The sequence below is a fragment of the Arthrobacter sp. BE255 genome (assembly GCF_031457335.1).
Lineage (GTDB): Bacteria > Actinomycetota > Actinomycetes > Actinomycetales > Micrococcaceae > Arthrobacter.
Genome location: NZ_JAVDWK010000008.1, coordinates 127336 through 147121, shown reverse-complemented (window position 1 = coordinate 147121; position 19786 = coordinate 127336). Strand labels below are relative to the sequence as shown.

General features: G+C 66.5%; 19 protein-coding genes. 11 read left to right on the top strand and 8 right to left on the bottom strand.

The window, feature by feature from the left end; translation table 11 throughout:
- Nucleotides 1-18: 18 nt before the first annotated feature.
- The 4 genes from pyrH to J2X42_RS14855 all read left to right on the top strand — a co-directional run bounded on the left by pyrH (nucleotide 19) and on the right by J2X42_RS14855 (nucleotide 3040).
- The gene (gene pyrH, locus J2X42_RS14870) at nucleotides 19-756 is read left to right on the top strand and encodes a UMP kinase (protein WP_310166410.1); all 738 of its coding nucleotides are present in this window, start codon (nucleotides 19-21) and stop codon (nucleotides 754-756) included.
- Between the two features lie 127 nt (nucleotides 757-883).
- Nucleotides 884-1441, top strand: coding sequence for a ribosome recycling factor (gene frr / locus J2X42_RS14865; protein WP_310166408.1), 558 nt, complete (start codon nucleotides 884-886; stop codon nucleotides 1439-1441).
- Nucleotides 1441-2364: a phosphatidate cytidylyltransferase gene (locus tag J2X42_RS14860; protein ID WP_310166406.1), complete on the top strand. Its 924-nt coding sequence runs from the start codon at nucleotides 1441-1443 to the stop codon at nucleotides 2362-2364. Before frr ends, J2X42_RS14860 begins: the two co-directional genes overlap by 1 nt.
- A gap of 91 nt (nucleotides 2365-2455) precedes the next feature.
- Entirely contained in the window at nucleotides 2456-3040 is a 585-nt protein-coding gene (locus J2X42_RS14855) for a DivIVA domain-containing protein (RefSeq protein ID WP_310166405.1), read from the top strand.
- A gap of 21 nt (nucleotides 3041-3061) precedes the next feature.
- Here J2X42_RS14855 and J2X42_RS14850 read toward each other — a convergent pair whose 3' ends face one another.
- The 5 genes from J2X42_RS14850 to J2X42_RS14830 are packed head-to-tail and all read right to left on the bottom strand — an operon-like array spanning nucleotide 3062 to nucleotide 7581.
- Nucleotides 3062-3751 (bottom strand): hypothetical protein, encoded by a 690-nt coding sequence (locus tag J2X42_RS14850; RefSeq protein WP_310166404.1) that lies wholly within the window; start codon nucleotides 3749-3751, stop codon nucleotides 3062-3064.
- Between the two features lie 49 nt (nucleotides 3752-3800).
- On the bottom strand, nucleotides 3801-5267 hold the full coding sequence (locus J2X42_RS14845; RefSeq protein ID WP_310166403.1) for a cation acetate symporter: 1467 nt from the start codon (nucleotides 5265-5267) through the stop codon (nucleotides 3801-3803).
- Between the two features lie 7 nt (nucleotides 5268-5274).
- Nucleotides 5275-5625 (bottom strand): DUF485 domain-containing protein, encoded by a 351-nt coding sequence (locus J2X42_RS14840; protein WP_310166402.1) that lies wholly within the window; start codon nucleotides 5623-5625, stop codon nucleotides 5275-5277.
- A complete protein-coding gene (locus J2X42_RS14835) occupies nucleotides 5622-6344 on the bottom strand; it encodes a LytTR family DNA-binding domain-containing protein (RefSeq protein WP_310166401.1) in 723 nt (240 codons plus the stop codon). The genes J2X42_RS14840 and J2X42_RS14835 overlap by 4 nt, the downstream gene beginning before the upstream one ends.
- Before the next feature lie 46 nt (nucleotides 6345-6390).
- On the bottom strand, nucleotides 6391-7581 hold the full coding sequence (locus tag J2X42_RS14830; protein ID WP_310166400.1) for a histidine kinase: 1191 nt from the start codon (nucleotides 7579-7581) through the stop codon (nucleotides 6391-6393).
- A gap of 179 nt (nucleotides 7582-7760) precedes the next feature.
- Here J2X42_RS14830 and J2X42_RS14825 point away from each other — a divergent pair, with 179 nt between their 5' ends.
- Together J2X42_RS14825 and J2X42_RS14820 are read left to right on the top strand one after the other, a co-directional pair.
- Entirely contained in the window at nucleotides 7761-8141 is a 381-nt protein-coding gene (locus J2X42_RS14825; RefSeq protein ID WP_310166398.1) for a DUF485 domain-containing protein, read from the top strand.
- Complete coding sequence (locus J2X42_RS14820; RefSeq protein ID WP_310166396.1) at nucleotides 8138-9754, top strand: cation acetate symporter; 1617 nt, start codon at nucleotides 8138-8140, stop codon at nucleotides 9752-9754. The genes J2X42_RS14825 and J2X42_RS14820 overlap by 4 nt, the downstream gene beginning before the upstream one ends.
- An 82-nt stretch (nucleotides 9755-9836) precedes the next feature.
- Here the strand turns inward: J2X42_RS14820 and J2X42_RS14815 are convergent, their stop codons facing one another.
- Both J2X42_RS14815 and J2X42_RS14810 read right to left on the bottom strand, forming a co-directional pair.
- The gene (locus J2X42_RS14815) at nucleotides 9837-10559 is read right to left on the bottom strand and encodes a hypothetical protein (RefSeq protein WP_310166394.1); all 723 of its coding nucleotides are present in this window, start codon (nucleotides 10557-10559) and stop codon (nucleotides 9837-9839) included.
- Nucleotides 10560-10710: 151 nt separating this feature from the next.
- Nucleotides 10711-11184, bottom strand: a complete 474-nt coding sequence (locus tag J2X42_RS14810) for an Lrp/AsnC family transcriptional regulator (protein ID WP_066286063.1) — start codon at nucleotides 11182-11184, stop codon at nucleotides 10711-10713.
- A gap of 196 nt (nucleotides 11185-11380) precedes the next feature.
- Here J2X42_RS14810 and pdhA point away from each other — a divergent pair, with 196 nt between their 5' ends.
- The 3 genes from pdhA to J2X42_RS14795 are packed head-to-tail and all read left to right on the top strand — an operon-like array spanning nucleotide 11381 to nucleotide 14951.
- A complete protein-coding gene (gene pdhA / locus J2X42_RS14805) occupies nucleotides 11381-12556 on the top strand; it encodes a pyruvate dehydrogenase (acetyl-transferring) E1 component subunit alpha (protein WP_310166392.1) in 1176 nt (391 codons plus the stop codon).
- On the top strand, nucleotides 12556-13566 hold the full coding sequence (locus tag J2X42_RS14800) for an alpha-ketoacid dehydrogenase subunit beta (RefSeq protein WP_310166391.1): 1011 nt from the start codon (nucleotides 12556-12558) through the stop codon (nucleotides 13564-13566). The genes pdhA and J2X42_RS14800 overlap by 1 nt, the downstream gene beginning before the upstream one ends.
- Nucleotides 13567-13574: 8 nt before the next feature.
- Nucleotides 13575-14951 (top strand): dihydrolipoamide acetyltransferase family protein, encoded by a 1377-nt coding sequence (locus tag J2X42_RS14795; RefSeq protein ID WP_310166389.1) that lies wholly within the window; start codon nucleotides 13575-13577, stop codon nucleotides 14949-14951.
- A 142-nt stretch (nucleotides 14952-15093) separates the two neighbouring features.
- Here J2X42_RS14795 and J2X42_RS14790 read toward each other — a convergent pair whose 3' ends face one another.
- Nucleotides 15094-15774, bottom strand: coding sequence for a TetR/AcrR family transcriptional regulator (locus J2X42_RS14790; RefSeq protein ID WP_396134086.1), 681 nt, complete (start codon nucleotides 15772-15774; stop codon nucleotides 15094-15096).
- 200 nt (nucleotides 15775-15974) lie between these two features.
- On the opposite strand from J2X42_RS14790, the gene J2X42_RS14785 reads away from it, so the two are divergent.
- Both J2X42_RS14785 and J2X42_RS14780 read left to right on the top strand, forming a co-directional pair.
- Nucleotides 15975-17582 carry a carboxyl transferase domain-containing protein gene (locus J2X42_RS14785; protein ID WP_310166386.1) on the top strand — a complete coding sequence of 536 codons (1608 nt, stop codon included), beginning with the start codon at nucleotides 15975-15977 and terminating at the stop codon, nucleotides 17580-17582.
- A gap of 7 nt (nucleotides 17583-17589) precedes the next feature.
- On the top strand, nucleotides 17590-19785 hold the full coding sequence (locus tag J2X42_RS14780) for a biotin carboxylase N-terminal domain-containing protein (protein WP_310166384.1): 2196 nt from the start codon (nucleotides 17590-17592) through the stop codon (nucleotides 19783-19785).
- Nucleotide 19786 lies beyond the last annotated feature (1 nt).

Genomic DNA, 19786 nt, shown 5'->3' with positions numbered 1-19786 from the left:
ACGAACGGGAAGGCACCCATGGAAGCCGTCAAATCGTCCAACCAGTCGGAGAAGAGCAGGCGCCGCGTTCTCCTGAAGCTTTCAGGTGAGGTCTTCGGCGGCGGAAAGCTGGGCGTTGACCCCGAAACCGTCCGCGACGTCGCCAAGCAGATCGCGGCGGCGGTCCCGGACGTGGAAGTGGCCATCGTCGTCGGCGGCGGTAATTTCTTCCGTGGCGCCGAACTGTCCCAGAGCGGCATGGACCGCTCACGTGCGGACTACATGGGCATGCTCGGCACTGTCATGAACTGCCTCGCGCTGCAGGACTTCCTGGAGCAGGCCGGCGTGGAGACGCGCGTCCAGAGCGCCATTACCATGGGCCAGGTGGCAGAGGCCTACATTCCCCGCCGCGCCATCAGGCACATGGAAAAGGGCCGCGTGGTCATTTTCGGAGCCGGCGCCGGACTCCCGTACTTCTCCACAGACACCGTCGCCGCACAGCGGGCCCTGGAAGTGCACGCTGACGTTGTGCTGATGGCCAAGAGCGGCGTGGATGCCGTGTACACCGCCGATCCCAAGAAGGACCCCTCAGCCGAACGCCTGGAGACACTGAGCTACGACGACGCCCTGCGCCGCGACATCCGCGTCATGGACCAGACCGCAATGACCATGTGCAAAGACAACAACCTCTCCATGGTGGTCTTCGGCATGGAAGGCGAGGGCAACGTCACCCGCGCCATCCTCGGGGAAAAGCTGGGCACCCTGGTGACCGCCTAGCAACAGCTAGGATGTTTTCAGGACAGATCCATCCCCGCTGGCGGGACCAGCGATGGAACCAGCAACACTGAACCAAAATTGTGCAGGAAACCGGCCTCCGGACTGCACTGATTTCTGAGGAGAGACCGTGATCGAAGAAACCTTGCTCGAAGCCGAAGAGAAAATGGACAAGGCAGTAGAGGTAGCCAAGGAAGACTTCGCCTCGATCCGCACCGGCCGGGCAAACCCGGGCCTCTACAACAAGGTCCTGGTGGACTACTACGGCTCACCCACGCCGCTACAGCAGCTCGCCTCCTTCGCGATCCCGGACGCGCGGACCATCCTCATCACCCCGTTCGACAAAACCGCCCTTCGCGACATCGAACGCGCGCTCAGTGACTCCGAGGTGGGCGCCAACCCGTCCAACGACGGAAACGTCATCCGGATCACCATCCCGGACCTGACCCAGGAACGCCGCAAGGAATACGTCAAGATCGTCAAGACCAAGGGCGAGGACGCCAAGGTGTCCATCCGCAACATCCGCCGCAAGGCCAAGGAAACCCTGGACAAGCTGGTCAAGGAAGGCGAGGCCGGCGAGGATGAAGGCACCCGTGCCGAGAAGGAACTCGACGCCCTGACCAAGGCCCACGTGGACGGCATCGATGAGCTGCTCAAGCGCAAGGAAGCAGAGCTGCTCGAAGTCTGATGAGCCAGGCAGAGCAGGCCCCCGCACAACGGGCGCGCATGAAGGGCAGGCAGCCCCGGGCCAACCCCACGCCGAAAGCCGGGCGGAACCTGCCCGCGGCCACCGCCGTAGGGCTGGCCATGCTGTTTGCCGTCCTGGGCGGCCTGCTCTTCCTCCCGCTGGCGTTCGTGGCGGTCACCACCACCTTCGCCATCTTCGGAGTCTGGGAGATCTTCCGGGCCCTCGAAGCCAACGGCACCAGGCTGCCAATTGTCCCGGTCATGACCGGGACCGTGGCCATGCCCTTTGTCGCCTATTTCGGCGGACTGGAAAGCCTGCTCTTTGCCCTGCTCCTGAGCTGTGTTGCCGTGCTGCTGTGGCGGTCGGTTGAAAGCGCGGCGGGCTCGGCCAACAGCATCTTCGCCGGAGTCTTCACCCTCGGCTGGGTGCCGTTCTTCATCAGCTTCGCGGCTCTGCCGCTGCACGCCTCCGGGGGCGTCACACCCCTGGGCCTCTGGCCGGGCGGTACTGTGCCGCACGGCGCCTGGCAGGTGGCCGTCATGCTCCTGCTGGTGGTCTCCAACGACACCTTTGGGTACCTCGTAGGGGCATCGTTGGGCAAGCATCCCATGGCCCCGAAGATCAGCCCGAAGAAGTCCTGGGAAGGGTTCGCCGGTTCCATCGCGGGCGCGATGCTGATCGGCATCCTGGCCAGCATCTTCCTGCTGGACAAACCGTGGTGGGTCGGTGTGGTCCTCGCTGTCGGCGTGGTCGCCGCCTCGACGGCGGGCGACCTCGCCGAATCCATGGTCAAGCGTGAACTCGGCATCAAGGACATGAGCAGCATCCTGCCCGGGCACGGCGGCGTAATGGACCGGCTCGATTCCATCGTTTTCGCCTGTCCCGCAGCCTTTGTCATGTACGTTTTGGTTGCAGGCGCCTGACCGGAAACCAACACCGGAAAACCCCGCCGGCTCCGCCGCGCCAATAGACTGGTGCCAACCGATCCGGCTGAACAGCATTGAAGGAAACATAGTGGCAGTGGACATTCATCGGCACATTCCCGCGTCCTTTGAGCGCGTGCCGCGCGGCGAATACGGGTACAACGCCAAACAGGTGGACCAGTTCCTCCAGCGGGCGCGCGTGTCCCTGGAAACACCGAAGGCCGCCACCCACGTCATCAACAGCGGGGATGTCCGTGCCGTGTCCTTCGACCCGGTCAAGGGCGGGTATTCCGCTGCGGTGGTTGACGCAGCCCTGGACAGGCTTGAAGATGCCTTCGCCCGCCGTGAGCGGGATGAACTGATTGCCGCCAGCGGGGAAGAGGCCTGGCTGCGCGAAATCGGGAAACTGTCCGGGATCCTCCGCGGCCGGCTGCATAGGCCCGACGGCGAGCGGTTCCGTCGGCCGTCCAAGAAAAAAGCCCGGAGCTACAACACCCTGGACGTGGACAACCTTTGCTACGACCTGCTGGGTTACCTCGAGGAGGACAAGCCGCTCAGCGTGGACAACGTCCGGCGGGCCGTGTTCCGTCCGGCCGTCGGCAAGGACGGCTACGAGGAAAACCAGGTGGATGCCTTCCTGGACCGTGTGGTTGAACTGATGGCAGCCATCGACTGATCCCGTCCCGGCTGATGCACCTCAGTCCGGGCCTCGAGGAGTAGGTGACAACGGTGTGAAGTCCGGCCACACGTCGCGGTACTGCCGGTAGCCGTAGAACATCGAGGCACCGGCAAAGACGAGTCCGCAGACCGCCCCCGCCAGGACCGCCGCCGGCGCCGGCCAGCCCAGCAGCATGATGGATGTGCCGAGCAGGATCGCCGTCAGGGCCGTGTTTGCCATGATGATGAAGACCGCGCTGCTTCCCGCAACGTGGCTCCACGTGCTCCGGCCCTTGAGGAAGTAATAGGTCCGGTCCATGCCGGGCTGGTCGTCGTGCGTACCAGCCAGCATGTACTTGGCCATGCCGGGATCCAAGTCAACGTACGCTGCCCTGAGGCGGTTCATGGCCAGCACGTACATCAGGTCCTCCATGGCCACATTCAGGACGCGGACCTGCGTGAGGAGGCCGATCAGCAGATCCGTGGACAGGACCACCATCGCCAGCATCACAAACATCTCTGAAAACCTGGTGGCCTGGCCCACGAGCGCCAGGCTCACCAGGCTGGCCGAGGTGAACATCAGGAACATGCTGATCCGTGTCAGCACTTCAGCCTGTGTGGTGCTCCGGGAAGCCAGCAGGCTCCAGTGCTCGGTGGCGAGCAACTGAGCCCGGACCGACGCGGGGACACTTTCGGGTTCGCCGGCTGCACGTTCGTCCTGCGTGGACATGCCGTAATTGTCCACCCTGGTTGGTTCCGGCGCGAGGGGAGCCCGGCGTTCAGCGTTCAGTGGCCAACGGCCGTTCGGGGGTATGCAGCCGGGTCATCACCCGCGCCATGGTCTGCGGAATCCGCTGCCTGGTGGCGCGCGAAACGAGCACCATCACGGCGAACGCTGCGGGGACCGTCCACGCGGCCGGCTGCGCCAGCCAGAAGGGGGTGCCCGCGGCCCCGAGCACGGTGCCGGACACCATGGCACCGCCGCAGAGGACGCCGCCCGTCACCATCCCGGCGATGGCGCCTGTGTCAGTGAGTCCGCGCCACCAGATGCCCAGCAGCAGGACAGGGCAGACCGTGGACGCGGTGAAGGCGAAGACCAGGCCCACGCTGCCGGCCAGGGCAAGGGAGTCGGTGGTGAACGCGAAGCCCAGCGGGACCACCGCCGAGATAACGGCGGCCAGCCGGAAGCCGCGCACACTGCCGCCCAGGACGTCCTGGCTGATCACGCCCGCCAGCGAAACCACCAGACCGGACGTGGTGGACAGGAACGCGGCAAAGGCGCCGGCCACCACCAGCGCCGAGAGCAGGTCCCCGGCTGTGCCGCCGATCAGCCGCCCCGGCAGGAGAAGGACCACCGCGTCTGCCTGTCCGGAGCGGGCGAGCTCCGGGGCGAACATCCGGCCCATCAGCCCGTACGCGGTCGGAAAGAGGTAGAACACGGAGAGCAGCCCGAGCACGATCAGGGTGGTGCGCCGCGCAGACTGCCCGTCCGGATTGGTATAGAAGCGGACCAGGACGTGCGGCAAACCCAGGGTGCCGAAGAGCAGCGCCACGAGCAGGGAGATGTTCTGGTATGGCCCGGCAGGGGCCAGGCCGGTGGGGTTGACGGCGGCAGGGGCGACGGCGGCACTCCCGTTTCCGGCGAGGGCGAACACGATGAACAGGACGGGCACGGCAAGGGCAGTGAGCTTGAGCCAGTACTGGAAAGCCTGCACAAACGTGATGGAACGCATCCCGCCGGCCACTACCGTCAGGCACACCACGACGACAACCGCGACGGACCCCACCCAGGCGGGAAGCCCGGTGGTGATCCGGATGGTCAGGGCCGCACCGTGGAGCTGCGGCACGATATACAGCCAGCCCACCACAACCACCACCACGCTGGTCACCCGGCGGACTGCCCGCGAGTCCAGCCGCGCCTCGGTGAAGTCCGGGATCGTGTACGCGCCGGACCGGCGCAGCGGGGCTGCCACAAAAAGCAGCAGCATCAGGTACCCGGCCGTATACCCCACCGGGAACCACAGCGCGTCCGTTCCGGAGAGCAGGATGAGACCGGCCACGCCCAGGAAGCTTGCCGCGGACAGGTACTCGCCGCCGATGGCTGAGGCGTTCCACCACGGCCGGACGGTCCGCGAGGCGACATAGAAATCCCCGGTGGTGCGGGAAATCCTGAGACCGTAGAAACCAATCACCGCGGTGGCGACGGACACCACAACGAGGGCCACCAGCCCGACGGCAGGATTCACCGGAAGATCACTTGTCCTCGGCGAGGTCGCGGTACCGGGCCTCGTTGCGCGCGGCCGTGCGGATGTACAGCCAGGCGCTGAGGCCGGTCACAGGGTAGATGCCCGCGCCCAGCAGCAGCCACTCGAAGGGGATGCCGGCCACCCGGGTCTCAGCCAGGCCGGGCACGGCGGCCAGCAGCAGCGGGAACGCGCACAGGATCAGCAGGAATCCGCAGGCCACGACGAGCGCCAGCCGCAGCTGGGTCCGGATCAGCGACCTGACAAAAAGCTGGCCCACCTCTGATTCCACGGCTGCCTCCCGCGACTGCGTGGCCGGCCTGGCGGCGGAGAGCGGCGCGGTGACCCGGACGCGGGTCATGGCTGCGGCCGGATGCGGGTGGCTTCCAGCTTCTCCCGGACGGTGGGCAGGTGCCGGCGGCTGATCGGGAGGTTGGCCCCGGCAACCGTGACGCTCGGTCCGTCCGCGGCCAGCTTCATGGAGGCCACATGCTTCAGGGCCACCAGGTAGGACCGGTGGGTGCGGATGAATCCGGCTTCCGCCCACTGCTGCTCGAGGTCGGCCAGGGGCACCCGGATGAGGTAGCTGGCATCCGCCGTGTGGAGCCGCGCGTAGTCTCCCTGGGCCTGGACGTAGGTGACGTCGTCGCGCCTGATCATGCGGGTGGTGCCGCCCTGGTCCACGGTGATCATTTCCGGTGCCGGGCCGCCGCCGTCGCGCAGCAGTTCGCTGATGCGTCCCACGGAACGGGAGAGCCGTTCGGCGCGGACCGGCTTCAGCAGGTAGTCCACCGCGGCAAGCTCGAAGGCCTCCAGTGCGCAGTCCTCGTCGGCGGTGACAAACACCACCGCCGGCGGGTGGCTGCTGCGGGCGATGGCCCGGGCAATGTCCAGGCCGGACACCGCCGGCATGTGGATGTCCAGGAATACGGCGTCCACCGATTCCGTGGTGAGGGTCCTCAGCGCTTCAGACCCGGAGGTGGCGCGGTGGATGGTGCCGATCCGGTCGTCCCGGCCCAGGAGGTACGCCAGTTCCTCCACTGCCGGTAACTCGTCGTCGGCGACGAGGACATTAATCATGGTCCTACATTATCCGCCGGAGGCGGCTGGAATCGGCATGCGTGGCTCAGGCGTCGTGGCCCGGCTGGGACTTGGGCACGCGCATCGTGATCAGCGTTCCTTCGCCGGGGGCCGTCTCGATCACCAGGCCGTGGTCGTCACCGTAGACCTGGCGCAGCCGGGCGTCCACGTTGCGCAGCCCCACATGGTCGCCGTCGGTGTGGCCGGCCAGCATCGACTGGAGCTGGGCAGGGTCCATGCCCACGCCGTCGTCCTCGATGGTCACTTCCGCAAAGGCGCCCGAATCGTTGGCGGTGATGCTGATATGGCCGGGGCCTTCCTTGGCCTCAAGCCCGTGCCGCACCGCGTTCTCGACCAAGGGCTGCAGGCTCAGGAACGGGATGACTGTGCCCAGGACTTCCGGTGCTATCCGGAGGCTGACCTGGACGCGTTCGCCGAAGCGCGCCTTCTCCAGCAGGAGGTACCTGTCAATGCAGCGGAGCTCCTCGGCCAGGGTGGTGAAGTCGCCGTGGCGGCGGAAGGAGTACCGGGTGAAGTCGGCGAACTCCACCACCAGTTCGCGGGCCCGCTCCGGGTCGGTAATGATGAACGAGGCGATGGCGTTGAGCGAGTTGTAGATGAAGTGCGGGCTGATCTGCGCCCGCAGGGCCCGGACTTCGGCTTCCATCAGCAGCGTCCGGGAGGCATCCAGCTCGGCCAGTTCCACCTGGACAGCCACCCAGTCCGCCACCTCGCTGGTGGCCCGGACGAGGCCGGCGCCCGCCGTCGGGGCGAATGCCGCCACAACGCCCACCACCCGGGAGCCGGCGCGCACCGGCGCGATGACGGCGGCGAGGTTGCCGGTGGCAGGGTCCGCTGCCAGGTCCCGCGCCTGGAGCACAGCGGTCCGGCCGCCGATCAGGACGTCTGCAGCCAGGTCCATCAAGCGGGGTTTCAGTTCCTCGGCTGCGCCGTCCCAGGCGAGCACGCCGGCCGTATCGGTGATCGCCAGCGCATGACAGCCCAACAGGCTCCTCAGTTGCTTGCTCGCCTTCGCGGCACCCGCCGGATTAAGTCCGGTGCGCAGGTGCTGGCCTGCACGGGACGCGGCGTGGAGCGTGTTGTAGGTGGCGCGCTCGGCATCGGTGCCCAGCTCACGGAAGGAGCGCAGCAGCTTAAATCCCACGCCGACGACGACGGCGATCGCCAACACGATCACCGCAACTGCCGCGGCGGTCAGGAGAGGGGAGTCCGGCATGGTGCCCAGCGTAGCGGTGGGTGCCGCTTGCCGCAGCATCGCGACCGTTGAGCGAGCGTTCCCGCCGGGGCTATGGAATGTGCCCCTGCCACGGCGCAGAGTGATTGCAGTCACAGCGGCGGCATCCTGCGTGCGGGTCCCGACAACGTGAACCAGGCAAGACTCAATGAGGAGGAACGATGGGTAACGATGCCCGGACTCCGGACGCTACAGCGTCCGTGGACTTCGAACAGGTCCAGTCGACAGAGCGGTTCCAGGAACTGCGCAAACGCCACCGCAGTTTTGTTTTCCCCATGGCTGTCGCTTTTCTGCTGTGGTATTTCGCGTACGTCCTGCTGGCCGACTACGCGGTCGGCTTTATGTCCACCAAGGTATGGGGCAACATCAACATCGGCCTGATCCTGGGCCTGCTGCAGTTCATCACGACGTTCGCCATCACCGGCTGGTATGTCAGCTACTCCAACCGCCGGCTGGACCCAATAGCCGCGGAAATCCGCAACGAAATCGAAGGCCATGAATTTGATAAGGACGGCAATGTCGTGACCGGGGTGGCCAAATGATCGGGATTGCCACGGCGGTTGACGTCGCCGACCTCAAGGAAACCACCCTGCTCAACATGGGGATCTTCGGCCTGTTTGTCGCCGTCACCATGGTGATCGTGTTGCGCGCCAGCCGGAACAACAAGACCGCGGCGGACTACTACGCAGCGGGCCGGTCCTTCACCGGCTCCCAGAACGGAACGGCCATCGCCGGCGACTACCTGTCGGCCGCCTCGTTCCTGGGCATCACCGGTGCCATCGCCATCAACGGCTACGACGGCTTTATGTACTCGATCGGCTTCCTCGTGGCCTGGCTGGTTGCCCTGCTGCTGGTGGCTGAACTGCTCCGGAATACCGGAAAGTTCACCATGGCCGACGTCCTTTCGTTCAGGCTGAAGCAGCGCCCGGTCCGGATCGCGGCGGCCATTTCCACGCTGGCGGTCTGCTTCTTCTATCTCCTTGCGCAGATGGCCGGAGCCGGCAGCCTCATCTCACTGCTGCTGGGCATCAGCGACTGGAGCGGACAGGCGCTGGTGATCATCGTCGTCGGCGTCCTGATGATCACCTACGTACTGATCGGCGGCATGAAGGGCACTACCTGGGTCCAGATCATCAAGGCGATCCTGCTGATCGCCGGCGCGGCAGTGATGACCTTCTGGGTACTGGCCATCTACGGCTTCAACCTCTCCGACCTGCTGGGCGGCGCTGTGGAAGCCTCGGGCAACCCGAGCATGCTCAACCCCGGCCTGCAGTACGGCAAGACCGAGACGTCCAAGCTGGACTTCATGTCGCTGGCCCTCGCCCTGGTCCTGGGAACGGCCGCCCTTCCCCACGTGCTGATGCGCTTCTATACGGTTCCGACCGCCAAGGAGGCCCGCAAGTCCGTGGTGTGGTCCATCGGGCTGATCGGCCTGTTCTATCTGTTCACCCTGGTCCTGGGTTACGGTGCTGCAGCGCTGGTGGGAGCCGAAACGATCAAGGCTGCTCCGGGCGGCGTTAATTCCGCAGCCCCGCTGCTGGCCTTCCACCTCGGCGGACCGCTGCTCCTGGGCTTTATCTCCGCGGTGGCGTTCGCCACCATCCTTGCGGTGGTGGCCGGGCTGACCATTACGGCCGCAGCATCCTTCGCCCACGACATCTACGCCAGCGTCATCTCCAAGGGCAAGGCCGACGCCGACACTGAGGTCAAGGTGGCACGGCGCACGGTTGTGGTCATCGGCGTCATGGCCATCCTGGGCGGCATCTTCGCCAACGGCCAGAACGTGGCCTTCCTCGTGGCGCTCGCATTCGCTGTCGCTGCGTCGGCGAACCTCCCCACCATCGTCTACTCGCTGTTCTGGCGGCGGTTCACCACGCAGGGCGCGGTCTGGAGCATGTACGGCGGACTGGGCTCGGCCATCATCCTGATCGTCTTCTCGCCGGTGGTTTCCGGCGGAGCCACCTCCATGATCAAGGACGCCAACTTCGCGCTGTTCCCGCTGAGCAACCCGGGCATCGTGTCCATTCCGCTGGCATTCCTGCTGGGCTGGCTCGGCACTGTCCTGGACAAGAAGCGTGAAGACAGCTCCAAGCAGGCGGAAATGGAAGTGCGGTCCCTCACTGGCGTAGGTGCGGAGAAGGCCGTGGACCACTAACCCCGGCACACACCGGCATCACCCAAAAGGGAAGAGCACCCCTGCCGTCCGGCAAGGGTGCTCTTCACTTTTGGCCGAAGGGTTACGTCTTCGGCCGGAGTTTGATGTTGGTCATCTTGAGCTTGTCCGTGCCTTCGAAGCGATAGGCCAGGTCAATCTGCTGGCCGTCGCAGGTGATGACGCCCGCTATGTCGGCAGAGTTGATGCCGTTGTCCGATGCGACCTTCACGTCGTTGTACGCGGGCTTGCAAGTATCGTTCATCTCCAGGCTCTTGACGCCGGCGATGAAGTCCTCCTTCGGCAGTTGTTCCTGGAGTGCGGGGTCAAGGTAGTCGTCGTAGGCCTTGGAGGATTCGCCCGCGATCACCAGCTTCGTAAACCCGTCCGCGAGTCCGCGGGCCTGGTTGGTGGCACCGCCGAAGACATTGAAGAGGACAATGATCCCGACCACTGCCAGCAGCACGACACCGCCGGCGATGCCGAGGATGGTCCACAGCTTCTTCCGGTCCTTGGCGGGCGGCTGGCCCGGCAGGCCGAAGGGCGACGGATCGGGGTATTGGCCAGGCGCGCCGTCCTGTCCCGGGTACTGTCCGGACTGAGGGTGCTGTCCGCCCTGCGCATACGGACCGCCGGAAGGATGGGAGGCACCCGGGGGAGTTCCGTACTGGGGCGCCGCGTACTGACCGCGCCCGTCGCCCTGGGGCGGCCCGTACGGCTGCGCCGGCGGCTGGCGGGGCGGCGCAGGCGGCTGCTGCGCGCCGGCGTCGGCAGGGCGCGGCTGGTACGGTTCCTGAGGATTGCTCAAGATGGAGCCTTTCCGGCAGCGTGCTCTGGGACTGCCTCGTTGCTGGGACCCGCAGACCGGCATCCATTCAATTCAACTTGGACCAGCCTATAACCCTGCCTGCCCCGCTCCGGCATCCGCCAGGACCCGGGGTATAGCCGGGACCAGGGTCCTAGGCGTCGGCCGGGCCCCGCTCCAGCAGCGGCTGGATGCGGAACGGGATCAGCTCACCCATCGCCAGGGCGGTGTCCGTGCGCTCCACTCCGTCGCAGGCCAGGATCTTTCCGTTGATCCGGAACAGGTCCTCGGCGTCCAGAGCCACTACCCGCAGCAGCAGGTCCGCTGAGCCGGTCAGGCCGTACCCCTCAAGGATTTCCGGGACGCTGGCCAGGTCATGGGCCAGCTGGCCCAGCTTTTGCTGCTGCACGTGGACGGAGATAAAGGCCATCAGCGGGTAGCCCAGCGACACGGGATTGATCCGCCGCTCGAAGGACAGGAAAACGTGCTTTTTCTCCAATTGGGCCATCCGCGCCTGGACGGTGTTGCGCGACAGGCCCAGCTTCTGGGCAAGCGCCACCACTGTGCGGCGGGGGTCCCGCGCCATGGCGGAAAGCAGTCGGGTGTCAGTGCCATCCAAAGCTTGCATAATGCGCAACGGTAGCACGGTCTGAGGCTCCCAAACAGGGCATTGTGCTCAGTTTTCTTGGCGGTGGTTGTACCCATTGAGCATTGTGAGTAGGGTCACAAATATCCGGGGCAACGGCGCCCGGGAGGCCGGACGGCGGCAGGACCACAAGTCCCTAAGTGCCGGTCAAACGACGTGAGAGGGTTGCGGGGCGATCGTGTCTACAGACGAAGCGGGCCATGGCGGAACAAGCGCCGAAGGCCCGGGCAACAGTGCAGGAATCCATGGCTCAGGCCGGTACCTGGTCCAGCTGATCACCCCCGCAGGGGAGCGGATCAGCCATCCGGAATTCGATCCCTGGGTACAGGACATCAGCGATGAGCAGCTGTGCTCCCTCTATGAGGACATGGCAGTGGTCCGGCGCATCGACGTCGAGGCAACCGCGCTCCAGCGGCAGGGCGAGCTGGCCCTCTGGCCGCCCCTGCTGGGGCAGGAAGCGTCCCAGGTCGGGGCCGGCAGGGCGCTGCGCGAGGACGACTTCGTGTTCTCCAGCTACCGCGAGAACGGCGTGGCCTACTGCCGCGGCGTTGACCTGACGGACATCGTCCGGGTATGGCGCGGCAACGCCTCGTCAGGCTGGGATCCGTACTCCATCAATATGGCCACCCCGCAGATCATCATCGGCGCGCAGACACTGCACGCCACCGGGTACGCCATGGGGATCCAGAACGACGGCGCCGACTCGGCTGCGGTCACGTTCTTCGGCGACGGTGCCACGAGCGAAGGCGACGTCAACGAGGCCATGGTGTTCGCCGCGAGCTTCCAGGCTCCCGTGGTCTTCTTCTGCCAGAACAACCACTGGGCCATCTCGGAACCGGTCCGGCTGCAGTCCCACATCCAGCTGGCGGACCGGGCCACCGGCTTTGGCATCCCCAGCCTCAGGGTTGACGGGAACGACGTCCTCGCGGTCATGGCAGCCACCCGCGTGGCCCTGGACCGGGCCCGGCGCGGCGGCGGACCGACCTTCATCGAAGCCGTCACCTACCGCATGGGACCGCACACTACCGCGGATGACCCCACCCGGTACCGCGACGCCAACGAACTGGAGGACTGGGCCGCCAAGGATCCCATCGCCAGGGTCAAGTCACTCCTGGAGCGCAAGGGGCTCCTGACGGAAAACCTGCAGCAGCACGTGCAGGACAAGGCCGACGCCGTGGCACGCGAGATGCGTGCAGGCTGCACCAACATGCCGGACCCGGAACCGCTGGACATCTTCAAGCACGTCTACAGCGCACCCAATTCCTGGCTGGACCGGCAGCAGGACCACTACTCCCGATACCTGGCTTCCTTCGGTGATCCCGCCGGAGCCAACTCACCCGAAGGGGCACGCTGATGACCCAGATGACCTTTGCCCGCGCCATCAACGCCGGCTTGCGCAAATCCCTTGAGAACGACCCCAAAGTCATCCTCATGGGAGAGGACATTGGAACACTTGGCGGCGTCTTCCGAGTCACCGACGGCCTGCAGAAAGACTTCGGCACACACCGCGTAGTGGACACGCCACTGGCCGAATCAGCCATCATGGGCACCGCCGTTGGACTGGCCTACCGCGGCTACCGTCCCGTGGTGGAGATCCAGTTCGACGGCTTCATCTACCCGGCCTTCGACCAGATCGTGAGCCAGGTGGCCAAGCTGCACTACCGGACCCAGGGCGCCGTAAAGATGCCCATCACCGTCCGCGTCCCCTTCGGCGGCGGCATCGGCTCACCGGAACACCACTCGGAATCACCCGAGGCCTACTTCACCCACACGTCCGGGCTCCGCGTGGTGGCCGTATCCAGCCCGCAGGACGCTTACACCGTCATCCAGCAGGCCATCGCCAGCGACGACCCCGTCCTGTACTTCGAACCCAAACGCCGCTACCACGACAAAGGCGAAGTGGACGAGGCCGTGGAGCTGTCCGCCGCCTTGCCCATGGACCGGGCCCGGGTGGTGGCCGAGGGCACCGATGTGACGCTCGTGGCGTACGGACCGCTGGTCAAGACGGCGCGCGATGCCGCCACCGCTGCGTCGGATGAGGGAGTGTCCATCGAGGTCATCGACCTGCGCTCGCTGGCGCCCGTTGACTACGCCACTGTGGAAGCCTCCGTGCGGAAGACCGGCCGGCTGGTTGTCACCCATGAGGCCGGGCAGTCCGGCGGGCTCGGTGCGGAGATCGCCGCCAGCATCACCGAGCGGTGCTTCTACCACCTTGAAGCCGCTCCCGTCAGGATCACCGGGTTCGATATTCCGTACCCGTATTCCAAACTCGAAATGCACCATCTGCCCGGGCTGGACAGAATCCTCGACGGCGTCGACCGTGCCCTGGGCCGGCCGAACTCCCTGAGCGGGCTGGAAGGATGAGCGCAACCATGATCAAGGAATTCAGGCTCCCGGACCTCGGCGAAGGACTGACAGAGTCCGAAATCCTCAGCTGGAAAGTCGCGGTGGGGGACACCGTCAGCCTCAACCAGGTCATTGCCGAGGTCGAAACCGCCAAGGCCGTGGTGGAACTGCCGTCACCGTTCGCCGGCGTCATCACTGCGCTGCACGAGCAGCCCGGCACTGTGGTGGAAGTAGGCAAACCGATCGTCTCCTTCGAGGTGCCCGACGACGGCGCCGCAGGGCCATCAGCGGCGCCCGCCGCTGCCACGGCGGCGGTGGGCGCAGGCAAGAGGGAACCGAACCTCGTGGGGTACGGCGCCGTCGTCGAAAGTTCCGGCCGCCCGGCCCGGCGCGCCCGCAACCTGACGGTGGTTGAGGCGCCGGCCGTTGAGCCCAGCGAGCGGCAGGGGAGCGAAACCAGCCCTCCGGAAACCCGGAGCGCCGAAACCCGGCCCGCCGAACGCCCCCGCTCCACCCCTCCCGTCCGGAAACTCGCCAAGGACCTGGGCGTCGACCTCGCAGCGGTGGCCGGCACCGGCCCCGGCGGCCTGATCAGCCGCGACGACGTCCGCAACTTCGTGGGAGGCGGCGACCTCCCGGCCGCCGCACACCACCTTTCGGCAGTGCCTGAAGGCCGGCAGGACGAACCCTCTGGAGGCGGCCAGCGCGAGACGCGGACGCCCATCAAGGGGGTCCGCAAGTTCACGGCGGCGGCCATGGTTGCCAGCGCCTTCACCGCTCCGCATGTGACCGAATTCCTGACCGTGGACGTCACCCCAACGATGGACCTGCTCGCCCGGCTGAAGGCCAACCGCGCTTTTGCCGGGTACAAACTCACGCCGCTGACCATTGTGGCGAAGGCTGTCCTCATTGCGCTCCGGCGGAACCCGTCCCTGAACTCCCGCTGGGACGAAAACAACCAGGAGATTGTCCAGTTCAACTACGTCAACCTGGGCATCGCGGCAGCGACGCCCCGGGGACTCACGGTACCCAACATCAAGGACGCGGATGCCCTCACACTGATGGGGCTCTCCGAAGCCCTGACGGGGCTGACCGAGTCGGCGCGTTCGGGCAAGACCACGCCGGCCGAGCTGTCCGGCGGCACGATCTCCATCACCAACATCGGGGTGTTCGGCATCGACGCCGGTACGCCGATCCTGAATCCCGGCGAGGCTGCGATCCTGGCGGTGGGGGCGGTCCGGAACATGCCGTGGGAGTTCCAGGGGGAGGTGGCCCTGCGCCAGGTCATGACATTGAGCCTGTCCTTTGACCACCGCCTCGTGGATGGGGAACAGGGCTCGCGGTTCCTGGCCGACGTCGGCGCGATCCTGGCCGAACCCGGCATGGTGCTGACGATGGTTTAAGGCAGCCGGTGACCCCCGGGCGAAGAGCGAAGGTCGACCGGTTTCTTCCACAGGGGCGGCCCTGGACCGCTTAACCGTTGCTGGCCCGCAGCGGTTAAGCGGTCCAAGGCCGCCTTTGCCGCTGCCACCGGAGCTACTGCGGCTATGGAGCCCGGGAAACGTCCACGGTCAGCGCCGCCAGCGCCATGCCTTCCAGCAGGGGGCGCGCCGACCTGGCGGCAATTTTGCGGCCATGGCTGCGCACTGAGTGCGGCGTCGAGTTGATCAGGCCAAAGGTGGCATGGGCCCGCATCCGCAGTTCGGCAGCATCGGTTTCCGGGTGCAGCCGGGCGAGGACATCCACCCAGAGTTCCACGTAGTTCCGCTGCAGCGTCCGCACCTCGGCCTGGTCCTTCTCGGTGAGGTTGCTGAAGTCCCGGTCCTGCACCCGGATCACATCAGGCTTGCCCAAGGCAAAATCCACCTGGAACGACACCAGCCGGCGCAGTGCCGCGAGCGGATCCGTGGTTTCGGCCAGCACCTTCAATCCGCCGTCCAGCAGTTCCCGGCTGACGGTGAGCAACAGATCGCCCAGGACGGCCTGCTTGCCCGGGAAATGGCGGTAAACGGCCGGGCCGCTGACGCCGGCCGCCGCACCCAGGTCCTCCAGGGACACCCGGTTAAAACCGTTCTTGGCGAACAGCGAGGCTGCGGCCGCCAGCAACGCCTGGCGCCGCAACTCCTTTGCCTGGCTGCGCTGGGTCCCCGGCGCAGCCTGGGCTGCGGGCCCCCCGTTGGCTGAAGCGGAGCCGTTGGTTGCCGGACCGGCCTGGGCGGGCGGCATCGGCTGGGTCTGTTCGGTTGGCCGTACCGGTCGGGTAGTGGGCACATTTCCTCCTCGGACCACCAAATTCTAGCAACGGCCCCATGTGTTGGACATCACAGTTAATTGAGACTAACCTAATCTCAGTTATAAGACACTAACCGAGTTGAGCTTTACGGCTCGCAATACGAGGTACCAACAGAACAGGAACGGACCAGTCGATGGAGACCCTCGCCAGCCGGCTTGACGCAGCGAGTGATGCGTTCGCGGCCAACAGCCGGGCCCAGTCCGCGCTCGCCGCCGAACTCAGGTCCAGGCTGGCTGAGGCCGCGCTGGGCGGGCCGGAAAAATCGCGCGAACGCCACGTGGCCCGCGGCAAGCTGCTCCCGCGTGAACGCATCGACCAGCTGCTGGATGACGGCAGCCCGTTCCTGGAGATCGCCCCGTTGGCGGCCAACGGGATGTACAACAACGAATCGCCCGGCGCCGGCGTTATCGCGGGCATTGGACTGGTCCACGGCCGCCAGGTCCTGGTGATTTCCAACGACGCCACGGTTAAGGGCGGCACGTATTACCCGATGACGGTGAAGAAGCACCTCCGCGCCCAGGAAATCGCCCTGGAGAACCGGCTGCCGTGCATCTACCTGGTGGACTCGGGCGGGGCCTTCCTGCCGAAGCAGGATGAGGTCTTCCCGGACAAGGAGCACTTCGGTCGGATCTTCTACAACCAGGCCAGGCTGTCCGCGGCCAAAATCCCGCAGATCGCCTCCGTCATGGGCTCCTGCACCGCCGGCGGCGCCTACGTCCCGGCCATGAGCGATGAGACGGTGATCGTTAGGAACCAGGGCACCATCTTCCTGGGCGGTCCGCCGCTGGTGAAGGCCGCCATCGGCGAGATCGTCACTGCGGAGGAACTGGGCGGCGGCGAGGTCCACTCACGGATTTCCGGTGTCACCGACCATCTGGCCGAGAACGACGAACACGCCCTGCAGATCATCCGTGACATCGTGGCCACCCTGCCCAGGCCGGCTGCCCCCGCGTGGGACGTGGATACCGCCGTCGAACCCGTTGCGGACCCGGCCGGGCTGTACGGCGCGGTGCCCACTGACGTCAATGCGCAGTACGACGTCCACGAGGTCATCGCCAGGCTGGTGGACGGCAGCAGGTTCCACGAGTTCAAGAAGGAATACGGCACCACCCTGGTCACCGGCTTCGCCAGGCTCCACGGGCATCCGGTGGGGATCGTGGCCAACAACGGGGTGCTCTTCAGTGAGTCCTCGCTCAAAGGCGCGCACTTCATCGAGCTCTGCGACCAGCGCGGAATCCCCCTGGTCTTCCTGCAGAACATTTCCGGGTTCATGGTGGGCAAGGATTCAGAGCAGGGCGGCATAGCCAAGAACGGCGCCAAGATGGTCACCGCGGTGGCAACGGCGCGCGTGCCCAAACTGACAGTTGTCATCGGCGGGTCCTTCGGTGCGGGGAACTACTCCATGTGCGGCCGGGCCTACTCACCGCGCTTTTTGTGGATGTGGCCGGCGTCCCGGATCTCCGTCATGGGCGGAAACCAGGCCTCCAGCGTGCTCGCCACCGTGAAGCGGGACCAGTACGAGGCCCGCGGCGAGGAATGGTCCGCCGAGGACGAGGAAGCCTTCAAAGCCCCGATCAAACAGCAGTACGAGGACCAGGGCAGCCCGTACTACTCCACCGCCCGCCTCTGGGACGACGGCGTCATCGACCCCGCGGACACCCGCACCGTCCTGGGACTGGCGCTCGACGTCGTCTCCCGCACCCCGCTGCCGGAGACCTCCTTCGGCCTTTTCCGGATGTGAGCCAGCAATGACTGTTCCTTCGCCGACCACCACCCCGACACGCGGAAAGACCCTGTTCGGTACTGTCCTCGTCGCCAACCGCGGTGAGATCGCCTGCCGGGTCATCCGCACCCTGCGTGCCCTCGGCATCCCTTCCGTTGCCGTCTATTCCGACGCCGACGCCGGGGCCAGGCACGTGCGCGAGGCCGACCATGCCGTGCGGATCGGCCCGGCGGCAGCGGCCCAGAGCTACCTGAACATCGGGGCCATCATCCAGGCCTGCCGCGACACCGGCGCCGAGGCCGTCCACCCCGGGTACGGGTTCCTGAGCGAAAACGTGGATTTTGCCCGCGCCCTCGAATCGGCCGGCATCACGTTCATCGGCCCCGGCGTGGAATCCCTGAACGTCATGGGCGACAAGATCCGCTCCAAAAACCATGTGGCTGGCTACGGGGTGCCCGTGGTGCCGGGCATCGCCGAACCCGGCATGGCGGACGCCCGGCTGATCGAGGCCGCGGACGCCGTCGGGTTCCCGCTGCTCATCAAGCCCTCCGCCGGCGGCGGCGGCAAGGGCATGCACATCGTGGAACGGGCCGCGGACCTGCCCGCCACCTTGGAAACCGCCCGCCGCGTGGCCGCCAGCGCCTTTGGCGATGACACGCTGTTCCTGGAACGGCTGGTCCGCACGCCCCGGCACATTGAGGTCCAGGTCCTGGCCGACAACCACGGCAACGTCATCCACCTGGGGGAACGCGAGTGCTCACTGCAGCGCCGCCACCAGAAAGTCATCGAGGAAGCGCCGTCGCCGCTGCTGGAGGCATTGAACGACGGCGGCGCCACCCGGGCGCGGATCGGCGAGGCTGCCTGCCAGGCAGCCCGCAGCGTCCACTACAGCGGCGCGGGAACCGTGGAGTTCCTGGTCTCGGACGAGGCTCCGGACGAGTTCTTCTTTATGGAGATGAACACCCGCCTGCAGGTGGAGCACCCGGTCACCGAAATGGTCACCGGCGTCGACCTGGTCGAATGGCAGGTCCGCATCGCCGCCGGTGAGGAACTGACCGTCCGGCAGGCCGACGTCGAACTGACCGGCCACGCCGTCGAGGCCCGCGTCTACGCGGAAATACCGGAGAGCAACTTCCTGCCCTCCACCGGGACAGTGCTCCTGCTGGACGAAATGCCCGCTCACTCAGCCGGCAGGATCCGCGTTGACTCGGCCCTGCTCGAGGGGCTCGAAATCTCGTCCAGCTACGATCCCATGATCTCCAAGGTCATCGCGTGGGGACCGGACCGCACCGTTGCCCTGGACACCCTGGACGCTGCCCTCGCCGGGTATACGGCGCTTGGCATCGACACAAACGTCGAGTACCTTCGGCTGCTGATCAACGACCCCGATGTCCGCGCAGGACACCTCGACACCGGCCTGATCGAGCGCAAAATGCCGGACTTCGCCTTCCGGCGGGTCGGCGACGCCGAACTGGTGGCTGCCGCGCTGTACGCCGCCGTAAGCATGGAACAGGACAGCGCGGTGACCGCCTCCGGTCCGTGGCAGGCCGGCAACGGCTGGCGTCTCGGCGCACCCGCGCCGCGCCGGATCAGCCTGGGAACACCCGACGGCGGCATCGCAACCGTGCGGGTATCCGGCAGCCTTGCGGCAGGCACGGCCGTTGTGGCCGTGGACGGCGGCCCGGAGCGTCCGGCGTCGCTGGATCTCACCTCCCGCCGGCAGGCGGTGCTGACCCTCGACGGCGAAGCCGCCGAGTACTCACTGGCCCCGGCCGTGCAGGGTCCCGGCAGTACGGGCCCGGACCATCCGGCCCCCGGCGGCCGCGCGGAACTGTTCCTAGGCAACAGCGGCTGGTCCTGCCGGCTGGAGGTGCTGACGCGGGAGTCCAGGCTCGAACGCGTGCTCGCCGCCATCCACCGCGAGGAAGGCACGGCAGACCCCGAGGTCCGCTCGCCCATGCCCGGCACGGTGGTCACTGTGGCAGTCAGCAACGGCGACACTGTGGCGGCAGGCCAGGTCCTGCTCTCCGTGGAAGCCATGAAGATGGAGCACCAGCTGCTGGCCGAGGTGGCCGGCACAGTCCACATCAGCGTCACGGCCGGTCAGTCCGTCAGGGCGGACCAGATACTGGCCACGATCCACACCGAGTCCCACACCGAAAGCCCGGCACAGCCGGACAGCACCATCCAAGACCCATCCACCACAGGCGAGGGAGCCTAGC